This window comes from Cereibacter sp. Soil_C_27, assembly GCF_057657095.1.
The window spans coordinates 788,352-804,820 of the sequence record NZ_JBDGJD010000001.1 but is presented as its reverse complement, the minus strand read 5'-3'; the positions used below and the strand labels follow the sequence as shown (position 1 = coordinate 804,820).

15 protein-coding genes are annotated in these 16,469 nt (G+C 69.4%); 2 read left to right on the top strand and 13 right to left on the bottom strand.

All coding sequences use genetic code 11. The annotated features are described in order from the left end of the window. Positions 1–79: 79 nt before the first annotated feature. Together AC3A5Z_RS04015 and pdeM are read left to right on the top strand one after the other, a co-directional pair. Positions 80–2,479 carry a ligase-associated DNA damage response DEXH box helicase gene (locus AC3A5Z_RS04015; protein ID WP_487518630.1) on the top strand — a complete coding sequence of 800 codons (2,400 nt, stop codon included), beginning with the start codon at positions 80–82 and terminating at the stop codon, positions 2,477–2,479. Between the two features lie 56 nt (positions 2,480–2,535). After that, positions 2,536–3,225, top strand: coding sequence for a ligase-associated DNA damage response endonuclease PdeM (pdeM, locus tag AC3A5Z_RS04010; RefSeq protein ID WP_487518086.1), 690 nt, complete (start codon positions 2,536–2,538; stop codon positions 3,223–3,225). Here pdeM and AC3A5Z_RS04005 read toward each other — a convergent pair. The 13 genes from AC3A5Z_RS04005 to AC3A5Z_RS03945 form a co-directional block, all read right to left on the bottom strand. Continuing rightward, positions 3,189–3,914 (bottom strand): LytTR family DNA-binding domain-containing protein, encoded by a 726-nt coding sequence (locus AC3A5Z_RS04005; protein ID WP_487518085.1) that lies wholly within the window; start codon positions 3,912–3,914, stop codon positions 3,189–3,191. The two genes, pdeM and AC3A5Z_RS04005, sit on opposite strands and share 37 nt — an antisense overlap. A gap of 85 nt (positions 3,915–3,999) precedes the next feature. Further along, the gene (gene folD, locus AC3A5Z_RS04000; protein WP_487518084.1) at positions 4,000–4,890 is read right to left on the bottom strand and encodes a bifunctional methylenetetrahydrofolate dehydrogenase/methenyltetrahydrofolate cyclohydrolase FolD; all 891 of its coding nucleotides are present in this window, start codon (positions 4,888–4,890) and stop codon (positions 4,000–4,002) included. Further along, positions 4,891–5,202, bottom strand: coding sequence for a chorismate mutase (locus AC3A5Z_RS03995; RefSeq protein ID WP_487518083.1), 312 nt, complete (start codon positions 5,200–5,202; stop codon positions 4,891–4,893). It abuts the gene before it with no gap. A 76-nt stretch (positions 5,203–5,278) separates the two neighbouring features. Continuing rightward, positions 5,279–6,952, bottom strand: coding sequence for a formate--tetrahydrofolate ligase (locus tag AC3A5Z_RS03990; RefSeq protein WP_487518082.1), 1,674 nt, complete (start codon positions 6,950–6,952; stop codon positions 5,279–5,281). A 72-nt stretch (positions 6,953–7,024) separates the two neighbouring features. Then, positions 7,025–7,672 carry a hypothetical protein gene (locus AC3A5Z_RS03985; protein ID WP_487518081.1) on the bottom strand — a complete coding sequence of 216 codons (648 nt, stop codon included), beginning with the start codon at positions 7,670–7,672 and terminating at the stop codon, positions 7,025–7,027. Between the two features lie 74 nt (positions 7,673–7,746). Continuing rightward, positions 7,747–8,364 (bottom strand): MOSC domain-containing protein, encoded by a 618-nt coding sequence (locus AC3A5Z_RS03980; protein ID WP_487518080.1) that lies wholly within the window; start codon positions 8,362–8,364, stop codon positions 7,747–7,749. Positions 8,365–8,367: 3 nt separating this feature from the next. Continuing rightward, complete coding sequence (locus AC3A5Z_RS03975; protein ID WP_487518629.1) at positions 8,368–9,141, bottom strand: methyltransferase domain-containing protein; 774 nt, start codon at positions 9,139–9,141, stop codon at positions 8,368–8,370. Positions 9,142–9,151: 10 nt separating this feature from the next. Further along, positions 9,152–11,053 carry an ATP-dependent zinc metalloprotease FtsH gene (gene ftsH, locus AC3A5Z_RS03970; RefSeq protein ID WP_487518079.1) on the bottom strand — a complete coding sequence of 634 codons (1,902 nt, stop codon included), beginning with the start codon at positions 11,051–11,053 and terminating at the stop codon, positions 9,152–9,154. Positions 11,054–11,129: 76 nt separating this feature from the next. Continuing rightward, positions 11,130–12,359, bottom strand: a complete 1,230-nt coding sequence (gene tilS / locus AC3A5Z_RS03965) for a tRNA lysidine(34) synthetase TilS (RefSeq protein WP_487518078.1) — start codon at positions 12,357–12,359, stop codon at positions 11,130–11,132. Then, complete coding sequence (gene ybgF / locus AC3A5Z_RS03960; protein ID WP_487518628.1) at positions 12,359–13,180, bottom strand: tol-pal system protein YbgF; 822 nt, start codon at positions 13,178–13,180, stop codon at positions 12,359–12,361. Before ybgF ends, tilS begins: the two co-directional genes overlap by 1 nt. 13 nt (positions 13,181–13,193) lie before the next feature. Next, the gene (pal, locus tag AC3A5Z_RS03955) at positions 13,194–13,736 is read right to left on the bottom strand and encodes a peptidoglycan-associated lipoprotein Pal (RefSeq protein ID WP_487518077.1); all 543 of its coding nucleotides are present in this window, start codon (positions 13,734–13,736) and stop codon (positions 13,194–13,196) included. Between the two features lie 82 nt (positions 13,737–13,818). Continuing rightward, positions 13,819–15,159 carry a Tol-Pal system beta propeller repeat protein TolB gene (tolB, locus tag AC3A5Z_RS03950; RefSeq protein WP_487518076.1) on the bottom strand — a complete coding sequence of 447 codons (1,341 nt, stop codon included), beginning with the start codon at positions 15,157–15,159 and terminating at the stop codon, positions 13,819–13,821. Positions 15,160–15,244: 85 nt separating this feature from the next. Further along, positions 15,245–16,468: a cell envelope biogenesis protein TolA gene (locus AC3A5Z_RS03945; protein ID WP_487518075.1), complete on the bottom strand. Its 1,224-nt coding sequence runs from the start codon at positions 16,466–16,468 to the stop codon at positions 15,245–15,247. Between the last annotated feature and the right edge of the window lies 1 nt (position 16,469).

Here is a 16,469-nt window from a genome sequence, read left to right as displayed (position 1 = left end):
TGCGCGAGAGCAAGGGAAATTGCGCCGCCCCGCGCGCCGTGCCCTTCCCGCGGCCGGGGCGGCGCCCTACCTTGCTGCCATGCTCGCCCTGCCCCCCTCCCTCACCGACTGGTTCTCTGCCAAGGGCTGGGCGCTGCACCCGCATCAGCTGTCCATGCTGGAGCGCGCATCCGAGCCTGCCTCGCTGTTGATCGCGCCCACCGGCGGCGGCAAGACACTTGCCGGATTCCTGCCAACGCTGGCCGAACTGGGAGCGAAACCGACCTCCGGCTTGCACACGCTCTACATTTCGCCGCTCAAGGCGCTGACCGCCGACATCCGGCGCAACCTGCGCGCGCCGCTGGAAGGGGCGGGCCTTGCGATCCGGGTCGAGGACCGCACCGGCGACACCTCCTACACCCAGCGCCGCCGCCAGCGGGCCGATCCGCCGCATATCCTGCTGACCACGCCGGAAAGCCTCGCGCTGCTGCTCAGCTACGAGGATGCGCCGCGCCTCTTCGCCGGGCTGCAGCGGGTGATCGTCGACGAGATCCATGCGCTGGCCGAGTCGAAGCGCGGCGATCAGCTGATGCTGGGCCTCGCGCGGTTGCAGCGGCTCGCGCCGGGGCTGCGCCGGGTCGGGCTGTCGGCCACGGTGGAAGACCCGCCGGCGCTGGCGCGCTTTCTCGCCCGACATCCCGACCCCTGCGCCATCCTCGAGGCCGATCCCGGCCCCGATCCCGACATCTCGATGCTCGAGACCGAGGCCCCGCCGCCCTGGGCGGGCAATGGCGGGCGCTATGCGATCCCTGCGATCCTGGAAGAGGTCCGGCGGCACAAGACCACGCTGATCTTCCACAACACGCGGGCGCAGGCCGAGATCTTCTTTCACGAGCTCTGGCTGCAGAACCTCGAGGATCTGCCGATCGGCATCCACCACGGCTCGCTGTCGCGCGAGCAGCGCGAGCGGGTGGAGGCGGCGATGGTGGCGGGGCAGCTGCGCGCCATCGTCTGCACCGGCTCGCTCGATCTGGGGATTGACTGGGGCGACGTGGATCTGGTGATCCAGGTCGGCGCGCCGAAGAACGTGAAGCGGCTGGTGCAGCGGATCGGGCGGGCGAACCACCGCTACAACGCGCCCTCCAAGGCGCTGCTGGTGCCTGCCAACCGTTTCGAGGTGGTGGAATGCGTGGCGGCGCTGGAGGCGGTGCTGGCCCATACGCTCGACGGCGAGCCGCGGGGGCCGGGGCCGCGCGACGTGCTCTGCCAGCACATCCTGATCGCCGCGGCCTCCGCCCCCTTCGAGGCGGACGACCTCTATGCCGAGGTGACGACGGCGGGGCCCTATGCCGCGCTCAGCCGCGCCGCCTTCGACGATTGTCTGGATTTCGTAGCAACCGGGGGCTACGCCCTGCGCGCCTATGACCGTTGGCAGCGGCTGATGTTGCGAAATGGCAAGTGGCAACTGCGCGACCCGCGGGCGACGCAGGTGATCCGGATGAACATCGGCACGATCATCGACACCGAGACGCTGAAGGTGCGGATGAAGGGCCGGGGCGGGATGCCCCTGGGCGAGATCGAGGAAGGCTTCGCCGCGACGCTGACGCAAGGCGATACCTTCCTGATGGGCGGTCAGGTGGTGCGCTACGAGGGGCTGCACGAGCTGACCGTCGAGGTCAGCCGCAACCCGGGGCGGGAGCCGCGCATCGCCACCTTCATGGGCACGAAATTTGCCACCTCCACCCTGCTGACCCAGCGCATCCTGACCATCTTCCAGCAGGAGCGCTGGCCGCAACTGCCGCGCCACACCGCCGAGTGGCTGTCGCTGCAACGCGAGGTCTCGCGCCTGCCGGAGCCCGACCGGCTGCTGGTGGAAAGCTTTCCGCATGACGGGCGCGAGCATCTCTGCATCTACGGCTTTGCCGGGCGCAATGCGCAGCAGACGCTGGGGCTTCTGCTGACCAAGCGCATGGAGGAGGCGCAGCTGGCGCCGCTCGGCTTCGTCGCCACCGATTACGCCACGCTGATCTGGGGGCTGGAGGCGGTGACCGACCCGGCGCCGCTTTTCGATCTGGAGGCGCTGCGCGACGGGCTGGAGACCTGGCTTGCCGGCAATGCGGTGATGAAACGCACTTTCCGCAACGCCGCTATCATCTCGGGGTTGATCGAGCGCACCCATATGGGGCGGCGGAAGTCGGGGCGGCAGGCGACGTTTTCCTCGGACATCCTCTATGACACGCTGCTGCGGCACGATCCCGGCCACCTGATGCTGCAGATCACCCGCGAGGAGGCCGAGCGCGGGCTGGTGGATTTTGGGCGGATCGAGGAGATGCTGGGGCGGATCGACGGCCGGATCGACACCATCAGGCTGAACCGGGTGACGCCGCTGGCGGCACCGCTGTTCCTCGAGATGGGCCGGGTGCCGGTGGAGGGCGTCGCGCGCGAGCGGCTGGTGGCCGAGGCCGCCGAGGCGCTGATGGCGGCGGCCGGGCTGGGCTGAGGCCCGGGCCGCGCAGGGGTCTTGCGGAACGGTGGCGGATCGGGGAAGAACAGGCCATGAACGGCTATCGTTTTCTCCTCGCCGGCGTGCCGCTGGTCGCCCTGCCCTCCGGTGCGTTGTTCTGGCCGGAGCGGGCGCTTCTCTGTGTCAGCGACCTGCATCTGGGCAAGGCCGAGCGCATCGCCCGGCGCGGCGGCACGCTGCTGCCGCCCTACGAGACCCGGGCCACCCTCACCCGGCTCGATGCCGATCTGGAGGCGACGGGGGCGGCGGAGGTGATCTGCCTCGGCGACAGTTTCGACGATCTGACTGCCGCCGAGGCGCTGCCGGAAGACGAGCGGCTCTGGCTGCTGCGGCTGATGGCGGGGCGGGAATGGACGTGGATCCTGGGCAACCATGATCCGGCCCCGGTGGACTACGGCGGCAGCCACCGGCGCGAGGTGGCGCTGGGGCCACTCAGCTTCCGGCATGTGGCGGAACGGCCCGAGCCGGAGATCTCGGGCCATTTCCACCCCAAGGTCAGGCTGGCGGGCAAGGCGCATCCCTGCTTCCTGCTCGACACCGCGCGGCTGATCCTGCCGGCCTATGGCGCCTACACGGGCGGGATGTTCTGCCACGAACCCGCGCTCTGCGACCTGATGGCGCCGGGGGCGCTGGCGATCCTCACTGGCAGACGCGCCCTGCCCCTGCCGATGCCGCGCACAGCCCCTCAGATCAGGCCCCGGTTCTCCAGCTTCGCCAGGTGAGCCCGGCTGACCGGCAGGCGCGCGCCGTCGGCCATGGTCAGAAGCACCCGCCCTTCGATCCGCGCCACCCCGCGCACCGCCTCCCAGGCCACCCAATGCGAGCGGTGGATCTGGTCGCCCGGCACGCCCGAAGTCTCGTCGATCGCATCCGAGAAGCGCAGCAGCACGCTCGCGGTGCCTGCGCTGGTCACCACGTCGAGGTAATGGCCGCGCACCGAAATCGAGATCAGATCGCCTTGTCGGTTCGGCGGCAGCCGCCTGAGCAGCTTGGGTCTGCCGTCGGCGGCGGGGGCCGGGCCGCAGCCCAGGAGCACGAGGGCGAGCGCGGTGCAGAACACCACGCCCGCCACCTCGGCAAAGCGCGGCGGCGGCGTCATGTCGCGCAGCCCGAGGCGGATCAGCAGCCAGACCGGCGCCGCCAGCGCGCCGAAGAGCGTCGCCGCCACCACCAGCCCGCCGAGCCGCCCCGCCCCCCTGCCCGGCGCGCAGAGCCAGGCGCGCAGCGCCAGCCCTGCCAGCAGGATGAGCCCGACCAGCACGCTCCACATCAGAAGTCCCTGCGGCAGCGGCAGGGCGCGGTAGCTGCCGAAGGGCCCGGCCAGCGCCAGCGCCAGCGACAGGAGCGCCCAGCCGAGCCAGAGCAGCGGCTGACCGAGGGCGGCGGCGTATCTGCGGGGAAAGGACGACATGAGCCTCCGGCATCTGACAGGACCCTGACGGATCGCTATCAGCCCGGAGGCCCCTGAAACAACTATGCCGAGTGACGCAGCCCGATCAGGCGGTGAGGCCCTGCGGCTCCGCCAGCCCCTGCGCGCGGCAGAAGGCGGTGAGGGTATTGGCCAGAAGACAGGCGATGGTCATCGGCCCGACGCCACCGGGCACCGGGGTGATCGCCCCGGCCACCTCGGCAGCGCTGGGGTAATGCACGTCACCCACGAGCTTCTTCTTGCCGTCGCGCTCGATCCGGTTGATGCCGACGTCGATCACCGTCGCGCCGGGCTTCACCCAGTCGCCGGGGATCATCTCGGCCTTGCCCACCGCCGCCACCAGAATATCCGCCGTGCGGCAGACGGCGGCCAGATCCTTTGTGCGGGAATGGGCGATGGTCACGGTGCAGCTGTCGCCCAGCAGAAGCTGCGCCATGGGCTTGCCGACGATGTTGGAGCGGCCCACGACCACCGCCGTCAGCCCGGAGAGCGAGCCGTGATGGTCGCGCAGCATCATCAGGCAGCCAAGCGGCGTGCAGGGCACCATGCTCTTCTGCCCGGTGCCGAGCCGGCCGACGTTCGAGATGTGGAAGCCATCGACATCCTTGGCCGGATCGAGCGCGTTGATCACCAGATCGGAGTTCAGATGCGGCGGCAGCGGCAGCTGCACGAGGATGCCATGCACCTCGGGATCGCGGTTCAGCCGGTCGATCAGCGCCAGAAGATCGGCTTCGGAAGTCTCGGCCGGGAGGCGATGCTCGAAGGAGGCCATGCCGACCTCGACCGTCTGCTTGCCCTTGGCGCCGACATAGACCTGACTCGCCGGGTCTTCGCCCACCAGCACCACCGCCAGTCCGGGCACCTTGCCCGTCTCGGCCTTCAGCCGGGCGACATGGGTCGCCACCTCACCCCGCACCCGCGCCGCGAATGCCTTGCCGTCGATCACCTCTGCCGTCATTCAATCCCCCGTGGGGCCCTCCGGCCCGAGCACCTCCTCCTCGCGGGCAATCGACCACTCGATCAGCTGCCGCCAGAGGCTTTCCACCAGCGCGGGATCGAGCCCTTCGGCCATCGCCCGCACCCGCACATTCCGCACCACTTCCTCGACGCGGGCATCGACCCGGGCCGCCATGCCTTCCGACGGCTTCAGCTCGATCGCACGGTCGATGTATTCTGCCCGGCGCGCGAAGGCTGCGACAATTTCGGCATCCAATGCGTCGATCTCGTCACGCAGGTCCTGCATCGAGTGGCATTCGTTGGGAGCTTTCACGGCATCATCCTTACGTCTCGCACCTGCAGCGTTATGGACGCCGCAGACGCGAGGTCAAGAGGATGAAACGCGCAGGTCAGAACAGCCCCTCGACCTGCCCCGCCGCGTTCAGCCGGATCACCTCTGCCGAAGGCTCGCGCGGCAGGCCGGGCATCGTCATGATTTCCCCGCAGATTGCCACCACGAACCCCGCCCCCGCCGAGAGCCGCACCTCGCGCACCGGGATGGCGTGGCCCGTGGGCGCGCCGCGCACATTGGCGTCGGTGGTGAAGCTGTATTGGGTCTTGGCCATGCAGACCGGCAGGTGGCCGTAACCCGCCTCTTCCCATTGGCGCAGCTGGTCGTGGATCGTGTGATCCGCGATCACCTCGTCGGCATGGTAGATGCGCTTGGCGATGGTCTCCATCTTCTCGAAGAGCGGCATCGCGTCGGGATAGAGCGGGGCGAAGTTCGACGGGTGGTCGGCAAGTTCCACCACCTTGTGCGCCAGATCCTCGATCCCGGCAGAGCCTTCGGCCCAGTGCCTGCACAGGATCGCCTCGGCGCCCTGCTCGGCCACATAGGCCTTCACCGCCGCCAGTTCGGCCTCGGTGTCGCCGGTGAAATGGTTCAGCGCCACCACCACGGGGATGCCGAAGCCCTTGGTGTTGGCGATGTGCCGCCCGAGATTGGCGCAACCCTGCCGCACCGCCGCGACGTTCTCCGCGCCGAGATCGGCCTTGGCCACGCCGCCGTTCATCTTCATCGCCCGCACCGTCGCCACGATCACCGCGGCCGAGGGCATCAACCCGGCCTTGCGGCACTTGATGTCGAAGAACTTCTCCGCGCCCAGATCGGCGCCGAAACCCGCCTCGGTCACCACATAGTCGCCGAGTTTCAGCGCCGTGGTGGTGGCGATCACCGAGTTGCAGCCATGGGCGATATTGGCGAAGGGGCCGCCGTGAACGAAGGCCGGATTGTTCTCCAGCGTCTGCACGAGGTTGGGCTGCATCGCGTCCTTCAGAAGCACCGTCATCGCACCATCGGCCTTCAGGTCGCGGCAGAAGACCGGCGTGCGGTCGCGGCGATAGGCCACGACGATGTCGCCCAGACGCCGCTCCAGATCGTCGAGGTCGCGGGCGAGGCAGAGGATCGCCATGACCTCGGACGCCACGGTGATGTCGAAGCCGGTCTGGCGCGGGAAGCCGTTCGACACGCCGCCGAGGTTCACCACGATGTCGCGCAACGCGCGGTCGTTCATGTCCATCACCCGGCGCCAGACGATGCGGCGGGCGTCGATCTCCAGCGCGTTGCCCCAGTAGATGTGATTGTCGATCATCGCCGCCAGCAGGTTGTGCGCTGCGGTGATGGCGTGGAAGTCGCCGGTGAAATGCAGGTTCATCTCTTCCATCGGCACGACCTGCGCCCGCCCACCCCCGGCAGCGCCGCCCTTCATGCCGAAATTGGGGCCGAGCGAGGCTTCGCGGATGCAGATCACCGCCTTCTTGCCGATCCGGTTCAGCCCGTCGCCCAGACCCACGGTGGTTGTGGTCTTGCCCTCGCCCGCAGGTGTCGGGTTGATCGCGGTGACGAGGATCAGCTTGCCGTCGGGCCGGTCAGCGAGGCTGCGGATGAAGGGCTGCGCCACCTTGGCCTTGTCATGGCCATAGGGCACCAGGTCCTCGGGCGGGATGCCGAGCCGGGCGCCGATCTCGAGGATCGGCAGTTTCCGGGCTTGGCGGGCGATCTCGATATCCGTCGCAACACTCATGCGCTTCCTCCTCGCTGGCCGCAGGCGTCCGCCTTCCGGTGTAACCCGCAAAGGGCCTGACGCAACCAGAAATCAGGCGGCGGACCGGCTGGAGGCCGCGCCCGAGGCAAGGGCGATGGCCTGGATCAGCAGCATGACGAAGACCAGTTCCAGCAGTTCCTCGATCCGTCCGGCGCGGCGACCGACGATCTCGGGCAGCTCGATGCCGAAGGGGGCGAGCTTGCGCCCCAACCCGTCGATGGATTTGGCGACCACCCCGGCCAGCCCGGCCCCCGCCACCAGCCAGGCAGAAAGATCGCGCTGCCGCAGCCTCGCGAGCCAGGGCCGCAGGTTGCGCCGCGCCAGCCGGTAGAGCATCAGCGCGAGCACCAGCATCACCCCGATCCCGGCGAGCTTGTGGCTCGGCAGATCTGGCGAGGTGTAGTAGCGCAGCTTCAGCAGCCCCTCGTCGGTGAAGCGCTTGTCGAAGTCGAGCTCGCGCAGCGCCATGAGAAAGAGCGCCAGCGCCAGTTGCCATTCGCTCAGGCTGCGGCGCAGGCCGAGCCGCGCGATCAGCAGCACGAAGGCCCAGAGCAAGAGCAGCACGGTGACCCGCTCGATCCCGACGCCTTCCTTGAAGTAGGGCTCGATCCCGTCGATGAAGATCAGATCCCAGCCCAGCAAGATCAGCGTCAGCGTCGCCGTCAGCGCCAGAATGGTAACAGGTTGCAAATGCCGCATCGATCTCTCCGAGACGGCTAGTATCGGAGAGGGTCGGGCAGGAGAACCGCCCAAGGCGGCTTGTCACGGAAGCGTTACAATTCTGTCGCCGCCCGCCCCTGCCGCGCGGCGTCGAGATGCGGCCAGACCGGCTGGTCGGGCACATGCAGCACGATGCGCTGGCCGAGCCGCAACATCCCCTCGGCCTCCACCCAGGCGGTGATGCCGCGGCGGCCCTTGGCAGCGGTCTTGAAGCGCTTGCCAAAGCCCGGATGCGCCGCCTCGATCGGCTTGGCCGGCAGCACGCAGGGCCGGTTCTCCATATCCACCACCAGCGTCGCCCCGCCATCGGCCTGCAGCCGCGACGAGGGTGGCAGATGCGAGAGATCGGGAATGCCCTCGATCACCATGGTGGCCCCCAGCAGCGCCGGGTCGAGCCGGTCCAGCCCCATCGCCGCCGCGGTCGCCGCGAGATCCTCCGCAGAGAGGATCGAGAACTGCCGCGTGTTGCGGATCGGCGTGTTGCGCTTGTAGAGCTTCAGCACCCGGCTGCAGGAGGGGCGGGTGAGCCCGCCATGCGCCTCGTCCTCCGGCCCCTCGAACCGCGCTACTAGCGCCTCGCGCGGTGTCGCCTCCAGCGCCGCCTCGCGGTCAGGCACGGTGCCGAGCCAGGTGATGAGGCCAGAGAAGGCGGTCGGGATCAGCGCGGGCATGGGTCAGACCTTCAGGGTGAAGAAGCAGCGGCGGAAGGGGAAGATCGCCCCGCAATCGGGCAGGAGCGGATAGGCCGAGGCCAACGCCGTGTCATAGGCGGCAAGAAAGGCGTCGCTCTCCGCCACGGTCAGTTTTGCAAGATAGGGCCGCATCGCCGTCGACTCGGTGAAGCGGCGCACCGGATGTGCCTCGCCCGCAGGCTCCAGCCGCTGGACATATTCCGTCTCCCAGGCCTGCACCTCGCCGAGAGGGGCGAGGAGCTGCCAGTATTGCGCGGCGGGGCGCACCCGCGGCTCCTCCGGCCCGGCGTCGAAACGGTCGGGGAAGAGCGAAGCGGCGATGTCGCGCAGGAAACGGTGCGAGGGCGCACTGCCCTGCCGCGGCATCTGCACGGCGAGGACGCCACCCGGGGCCAAGAGGCCTGCAAGCCGGGGCAGCAGCCGGTCGTGATCCGGCAGCCATTGCAGCGCGGCGTTGGAGAAGATCAGCGCGGGCGGCGCCTCGGCCTGCCACAGCGCGGCGTCAGCCTCGACCAGCCCGTCATAGCTGCCGCCCTGCCGTGCCCGGTCCAGCATGGTGGGCGAGGCATCCACCCCGATCCGCTGCCGGTCGGGGTAACGCAGCGCCAGCGCCGGGCCCACCGCACCATCGCCGCAGCCGAGGTCGACCACTGCGCCCTTGGGCAGCGCGCCGACCTGCGCCAGCAGATCAAGTGCGGGGCGCAAACGCAAACCCCGAAACCTTGCGTAGGTTTCGGGGTTCCAGTCCTTCGTCACGTCCGCCACGTCAGGCCGTCGGTTCGAACCCGCCGTCGGCCTTGATGACCTTGGGCTTGGTCTTCGGGATCGAGGCGATGCTGCCGCCGCCGACCGAGGGCTTGTCGTCCTCGTCGTCTTCCAGCTTCTCGCCCGCGATGACCCGCCGGATCTGGTCGCCGGTCAGGGTTTCGTATTCCAGAAGCCCCTTGGCCAGACGCTCGAAGTCGTCGGCCTTGTCGGTGAGGATGCGGTAGGCGGTCTGATAGCCCTCGTCGATCAGGTTCTTCACCTCGGTTTCGATCATCTTCTTGGTCTCTGCCGAGACCGAGAAACCGGCGGTGTTGCCCTGATAACCTTCATGCGCCTCGGCATAGTCAATGTTGCCGATGGCGTCGGACATGCCCCAGCGCATCACCATCGCCCGGGCCAGAGCCGAGGCCTGCTGGATGTCGCCAGCGGGGCCGGAGGAGACGCCTTCCTCGCCATACTTGATGATCTCGGCCGCCTTGCCCGCCATGGTCATGGCGATCTTCTGCTTGCCCTCGTCCTTGTGCATGTTCAGCCGGTCCATCTCGGGCAGGCTGACGACCATGCCCAGAGCGCCGCCGCGCGGGATGATCGTTGCTTTGTAGACCGGGTCGCATTTCGGCATGTTGATGCCGACGATGGCGTGACCGGCCTCGTGATAGGCGGTCTTTTCCTTCTGGTCGGCCGTCAGCACCATGGAACGGCGCTCGGCCCCCATCATCACCTTGTCCTTGGCATTCTCGAAATCGTCCATGGTGACAAAGCGGCGGCCGACGCGGGCGGCAAGCAGCGCCGCCTCGTTGACAAGGTTCATCAGGTCGGCGCCCGAGAAACCCGGCGTGCCGCGCGCGATCAGGCGCAGGTCGACGTTGGGGCCTAGCGGCACCTTGCGGGCATGGACGCCAAGGATCTTCTCGCGGCCCTTGATATCGGGGTTCGGCACATGGATCGTGCGGTCGAAGCGGCCCGGGCGCAGCAGCGCCGGGTCGAGCACATCCTTGCGGTTGGTCGCGGCGACGATGATCACGCCCTCGTTGGCCTCGAACCCGTCCATCTCGACCAGAAGCTGGTTCAGCGTCTGCTCGCGTTCGTCGTTGCCGCCGCCGATGCCCACGCCACGGGCACGGCCCACGGCGTCGATCTCGTCGATGAAGACGATGCAGGGCGCATTCTTCTTGGCCTGCTCGAACATGTCGCGGACACGGGAAGCACCCACACCGACGAACATTTCCACGAAGTCGGAACCCGAGATGGTGAAGAACGGCACGCCCGCCTCCCCCGCGATGGCGCGGGCCAGCAGCGTCTTGCCGGTGCCGGGCGGGCCGACCAGCAGCGCGCCCTTCGGGATCTTGCCGCCGAGGCGGCTGAACTTCTGCGGGTTGCGCAGGAATTCGACGATCTCCTCCAGCTCTTCCTTGGCCTCGTCGATGCCGGCCACGTCATCGAAGGTCACGCGGCCATGCTTTTCGGTCAGCAGCTTTGCCCGGCTCTTGCCGAACCCCATGGCGCCGCCACGCCCGCCGCCCTGCATCCGGTTCATGAAGAAGATCCAGATGCCGATCAGCACGAGGAACGGCAGCCAGAGCGAGATCAGCGAGAAGAAGCCCGACTGTTCCTGCGCCTCGGCGCGCACCTCGACGTCCTTGGAGATCAGCCGATCGGTGACCTCCTCGCCCGCGGGCTTGATCGAGACGTATTGCGTTCCGTCCTTGCCGCGGATCAGCACCCGCTCGCCGTCCAGCGTCACCGAGGCGACATCGCCGTTGTCCACCCGTTCGATGAAGTCCGAATAGGAGATGGTGCGGGAATTGCCGGTTGTCTGGCCGCCGCTGAACAGGTTGAACAGCGCCAGTATCAGCAAAAACAGGACAACCCAGAATGCGATGTTCCGTGCGTTACCCACGAATGGTCTCCTTGCGGTGGCTCTCCGCGGACCGGGCCGCAGCGTTGCGCATAATGTAGACAATAGCACGGGGGGTTCAATGCGATAAAACAGAAAGAAAAAAGGCTTCTTGCAATCTTTCGGTTTCGGCGCTCCAGCCATTGTCCGCACCCGCCAGCGGCGCCGCCACCAGCCGGTCGCCCTGCCAGACGGCGGGAGAGGCGATGAGGCTGGCCCGTGGGCGGCCCGTGGCGCGCCAATCCTTGCAGGCGGCAAGACCCTCGGTCCCGAGACTCCTGATCTCCAACCCGTTGTTTTGCGGCCCCCTCAGCCGCCAGCGCCCGTCCCAGAGCGCGTCAGAGGCGGCGACGCAGCCTGCCACGGCCCGCGCCTCGCGGCAGATGCGCAGGCCGTCGCGGCCCGGCAGCATCCGGCAGCCGTGCAGCGTCACCGGCCTGCCTGCGCGCAGCAGCGTTGTCGCCCGCTGCAGCGCCGGGCCGCGTGGGCCGTATTCCGCCGAGGACACGAATGCGAGAGCCTGCAGCAGCAGCCGGCGCAGGATCTCGGCGGGCAGATCGAAGACCGCCGGAGCCAGCAGCACATCGCCAGCATCGATCCGCGCAAGGCGCCGCGCGGCCTCGAGCATCGTCGCCTCCAGGGCCTCGCGCACCTCGGCCAGATGGCCCGCCACCCCGGCCAGCCGCTCCGGCCCCAGACCCAGTTCGGCAAGCCCGACCATCGCCTGCCGCATCCGCACCCGGTCGAAGGCGGGATTGTCGTTGGAGGGGTCATCGGCCCAGACCACGCCCCGCGCCACGAGATCGGCGCGCAGCTCGGCGCGCGCGCAGCCCAGCAGCGGGCGCAGCCATGTCACGCCAAGATGGAGCCGCCGCGCCTGCATCGCCGCGAGCCCGTCCACCCCCGCGCCTCGCGCCAGCCGCAGAAGGAAGGTCTCGGCCAGATCGTCCTCGGTATGCCCAAGCGCCACCGCGCCGATACTATGCGCCAGCGCCCAGTCGGCGATCAGCCGGTAGCGCGCGCGTCGCGCCTGATCCTGCAGATTGCCGCGCCGATCCCAGCCCTGCCATCGCAGCACCGCATGCGGCACGCCGAGCCCGGCGCAGATCCGCGCCACAGTCTCGGCCTCCGCCGCCGCCTCGGGCCGCAGCCCATGATCGACCGTCACGGCACGGCAGGTCAGGCCCGCCTCGACCGCCAGATGCAGCAGCCCGAGGGAATCGCTGCCCCCGGAAACGCCAAGGCCCAGGACCGGCGCTTCCGCCAGTCCCGGGCCTTGAAGGAACCGCTCGAGCAGCGGCGCCGGCATCAGGAACAGCCGAGCCCCTGCATCGCCGTTGCCGCCGCCTGTGCCGAGGGATTGCCGGGAAAGCGCACCCCGACCTCGGTCAGCGTCACGCAGGCCTCGGGCGTCTGGCCCAGCTGGCCGAGCGCCTGCCCCAGCTTCAGCAGGGCCTCGGGCGCACGCGGGCCGTCCGGCTCGCCCGAGAAGCTTTCCAGATAGGCGCGCGCGGCATTGGCCGTCTCGCCGAGCTGGCTCAGGGCCTCGCCGCGCAGGAAATGCGCCTCGTAGGTCAGGGGGCCACCCGTGTAGGTCGTGGCAAAGGTCGCAAGGAGGTCAGCGGCGGTGCGAAAGTCACCTTGACCGAGCACCTCCTTGGCCCGGTCAAAGTCGGCTTGTTCGCTGATGGCAAGTTCGGCCCCGCCGGGAGCGGGCGCAGGCGTGGGGCTCACGGCAGGGGCGGCGGGCGCACCGGCAGCGCCGCCGATCGGGGCGGTCTGGCCGATGGCGCCGATGTCGCAGCCTTCTTCCATCTCGCAGAGCCGGAATTCCAGATCGCCGAGCCGGTTGGTGCCGTCGGCCACCAACCGGTTCAGCCGCAGCTCCAGCTCTTCGGCCTTGGCGGTCAGCGTGGTGATCGCCGCCTCCATCGTGTCCATCCGCTGCAGCGCCGAGCCCCCGGCGCTGCCGCTCTGCACCGCGCCGGTGCTGACCAGCTCCTGCTTGAGCGCGTTGAACTCGGCGTTCAGCGCGGTGAGCTCGGTGCGGATATCGGCCAGCGTCTGCGCCCGGTCCTGTGCAAGCACGGGAGCGGGCAGCAACGCCGCCGTCAGCAGCAGGGCGCGCAGCAGACGCATCTGATCAGGCCCCCGCGCCCATCGAGAGCACCGTCACGGCGCGACGGTTCTTGTTGTAGCACTCCTCGGTCGAGCAGACCTCCACCGGGCGCTCCTTGCCGTAGGACACGGTGCGCATCCGCGACGGCGCGACGCCCTGGCTGATAAGATAGTCCTGCACCGCCGAGGCGCGACGGGCACCGAGCGCGAGGTTGTACTCGCGCGTGCCCTGCTCGTCGGCATGGCCTTCGATGATGATGGCGTAATCCGGATTGGTCTGCAGCCACTGCGCCTGCTGGTTCAGCGTGCCGCGCGCGGCATCCGACACGTTGCTCTGGTCGACAGCGAAGAAGACCCGATCCCCCAGCGTCTGCTGGAAATAGGCGACCGAGGTCGGATCGCCCGGCCCGCCGAGCCCCGCGCTGTCGATGCCGCCCATGCCACCCGGGCCGCCCGGACCACCGATGCCCCCGGCACCGGCGCCACCCGCGCCGTAGCGGTCGGGATTGTTGCAGGCCGCGAGGCCAAGAGCCGCCACCAGCAGCATGGCTTTCGGAAGATAGGTCATTCAGCGTGTCCTTTTTGCACTCGGCGCAGGGCCGACCATAACAGGTTTGCGCCGCCGTGAAAATCGGCGGCGCGGAAGATCGTCAGGGCAGCAGCGGCGACCATGCCGGGTCGGAAGAGGGCGAGCCGGTATCGACCTGCCGCAGGTTCCGCCCCGAGATGTCCACCGAATAGAGCGCCGGCTGACCGCCCGCCCCCGCGCTTTCGCGGGTGAACATGATCACGCGACCGTTCGGCGCCCAGGTCGGGCCCTCGTCGAGGAAGGAGGCTGTCAGCAGCCGCTCGTCCGAGCCGTCGGTGCGCATGACGCCGATATGGAAGCGGCCCTGATGCTGCTTGGTGAAGGCGATCAGGTCACCGCGCGGCGACCAGACCGGGGTGCCGTAGCGCCCCGCCCCGCCGGAGATCCGGCGCGGCTCGCCGCCGCCCGCGGACATGATGTAGAGCTGCTGGGTGCCCGAGCGGTCGCTTTCGAACACGATCTGGCTGCCGTCCGGGCTGTAGCTCGGCGCGGTCTCGATCGCGGGCGAATTGGTCAGCTGGCGCAGCCCACCGCCCGAGTTGGCGTCGAGCGTGTAGATGTCGGTGTTGCCGCCCTGCTCAAGCGAGAAGACCACCGTCCGCCCGTCGGGGGCGAAGCGCGGGGCGAAGGTCATGGTGCCGGGCAGTTGCTCCAGCGCACGGGCGCGCACCGAGGCCACGTCCATGACGTAGATGTTCGGGAAGCCGCTGGCATAGGAGGTGTAGAGGATGCGGTCGCCGGTGGGCGAGAAGCGCGGCGCCAGCACGATCGACGAGGAGTCGGTCAGATACTGCACGTTGGCGCCATCGTAATCCATCACCGCCAGGCGCTTGGCGCGCTGGTTCTTCGGCCCGCTCTCCGAGACGAAGACCACGCGGCTGTCGAAATAGCCGCCCTCGCCGGTGATCCGGCTGTAGGCCACGTCGGCCACCTTGTGCGCCATGCGGCGCCAGCTCTGCGCGGTGCCGGCAAACTGCAGCCCCTCGCCCAGCGGCTGGTCGGAGAACACGTCGTAGAGGCGGAACTTCACCACGATCCGGTCGCCCGAGGCCGAGACCGAGCCGGTCAGCAGCGCCTGCGCGTTGACGGCCTTCCAGTCGGCATAGGCCACCGGCGCGTCGAAGCTGGTGACGCGGCTGATATGGGCGCTCGACGGGATCTCGCGGAAGAGGCCGGTGCCGGAGAGATCGGCGGCGATGACGCGGGCGATGTCGGCGGCATACTGGCCCGCCGCACCGTTCTCGGCGATGAACTCGGGGATCGCAAAGGGCAGCGGCTCGATCACCGGGTTGTTGAGCTCCAGTCGCAGCGGGCCGTTCTGGGCCAGCGCAACCGGCGCCTGCCCGGCGACGAGCGCCGCCGACAGCGCCAGGGCGGCGGTAAGGGTTCTGAACAGGGTCATCCGATCCTCATGTTCTCGGGTTTGCGGGGAGGGCAGAGCCGGGGGCGTCCGGCTGCCGCGACGTTCGGGGAAAGGACCGGGCGGCTCATCTCAGCACCATCCCCTGGCCTTGCGGGTTGAAGACGAGTTCCATCTCGCGCCACTGGTCGTATTTCTCGGGCGGCAACGGGAAGCCGGAAGCGCCGCAGCGGATGATCGCGCGCCGGGCCGCCTCATAGGCCTGCCGCGCCGCGTCCTCGCTGCCGCCGCTGAACTCCAGCATCCGCATCGAGCCTGCATCGGGCCGGCCGTCCTGCCCCACCGACAAGGCAACCGTCACCGTCATGGCCAGCGCCTCGGTCGACAGCGCGCCGACGTTCCAGCAGCGCTGCACCGCCACACGCAGCGAGTCCTTCTCGCCGCTGGTCATCGGCGGGCCGGAGGGTGCGGTGGCCCCGCCGGTCTCGGCGGCGGGTTCGGCGGCATCGGCCAACGCCTGCGCCAGCGCATCGGCAACGGCCTCGCTTTGGCTGCTGCTCTCGGCGGGCTCTTCCGCCGGGGTGGCAGTCTCGCTCTCGGCAGCGGCGGTTTCCGTCTCGGTCTCGGTCTCGGCGGGCTGCGGCGCCGCGGCCGGTCTCGGGCGGCGCTGCGGGCGGGCGGAGCTGGTCGGGGCGAGCGAGGCGACCTCCTCGGTCTCGTCGGCTTCGGTGACGATCTCGGTCGTCGCCTCTTCTGGCGCGGCCTCGGGACGCTCCTCTTCCACCACCTCGGCCTCGGCGGGCGCGTCGGGAGTGACGGCGGGGGTCGGCGTCTCGGCCACCTCGGCATCGGGCTCGGGCGCCTCGGCGGGAAGCGGGGCCACGCGCGGCGCCGGGCGCGGTCTGGGCCGGACGCTGGACTGCGGCACGAGGATCGGCTGCTCGACCGAGGCCACCGGGGCCACGGGTTCGGGCGCCTCGACCACCTCGGGCTCGGGGAGCGGTGCGATCTCTGTCACGTCGGGCGCGGCATCGGGCTCGGGTGCGGGCTGCGGCTCGGCCAGCTCGGTCGGCGGCGGGGTCTCCTCCACCGGCTCGGCCTCGGGGGCGGGCTCGGGCTCGGCGGGGGCCACGGCCTCCGGCGCGGGCGCAGGCTCCGCCGGCTGCTCGGACGGCGCCGGCGCCGTGGGGGCCGCCGCGCTCATCGCGTCGAACTCGGCACTCGACATCAGCGAGACCGAGGTGACCGCGACTTCGGGCGCGTGATCGGGCGTGAGGAAGTAGCCTCCGAACAGCGCCCAGAGGATCAGGCTCACATGCCCGATGCCGGAAAAGATGACGCCTTTGTTCATG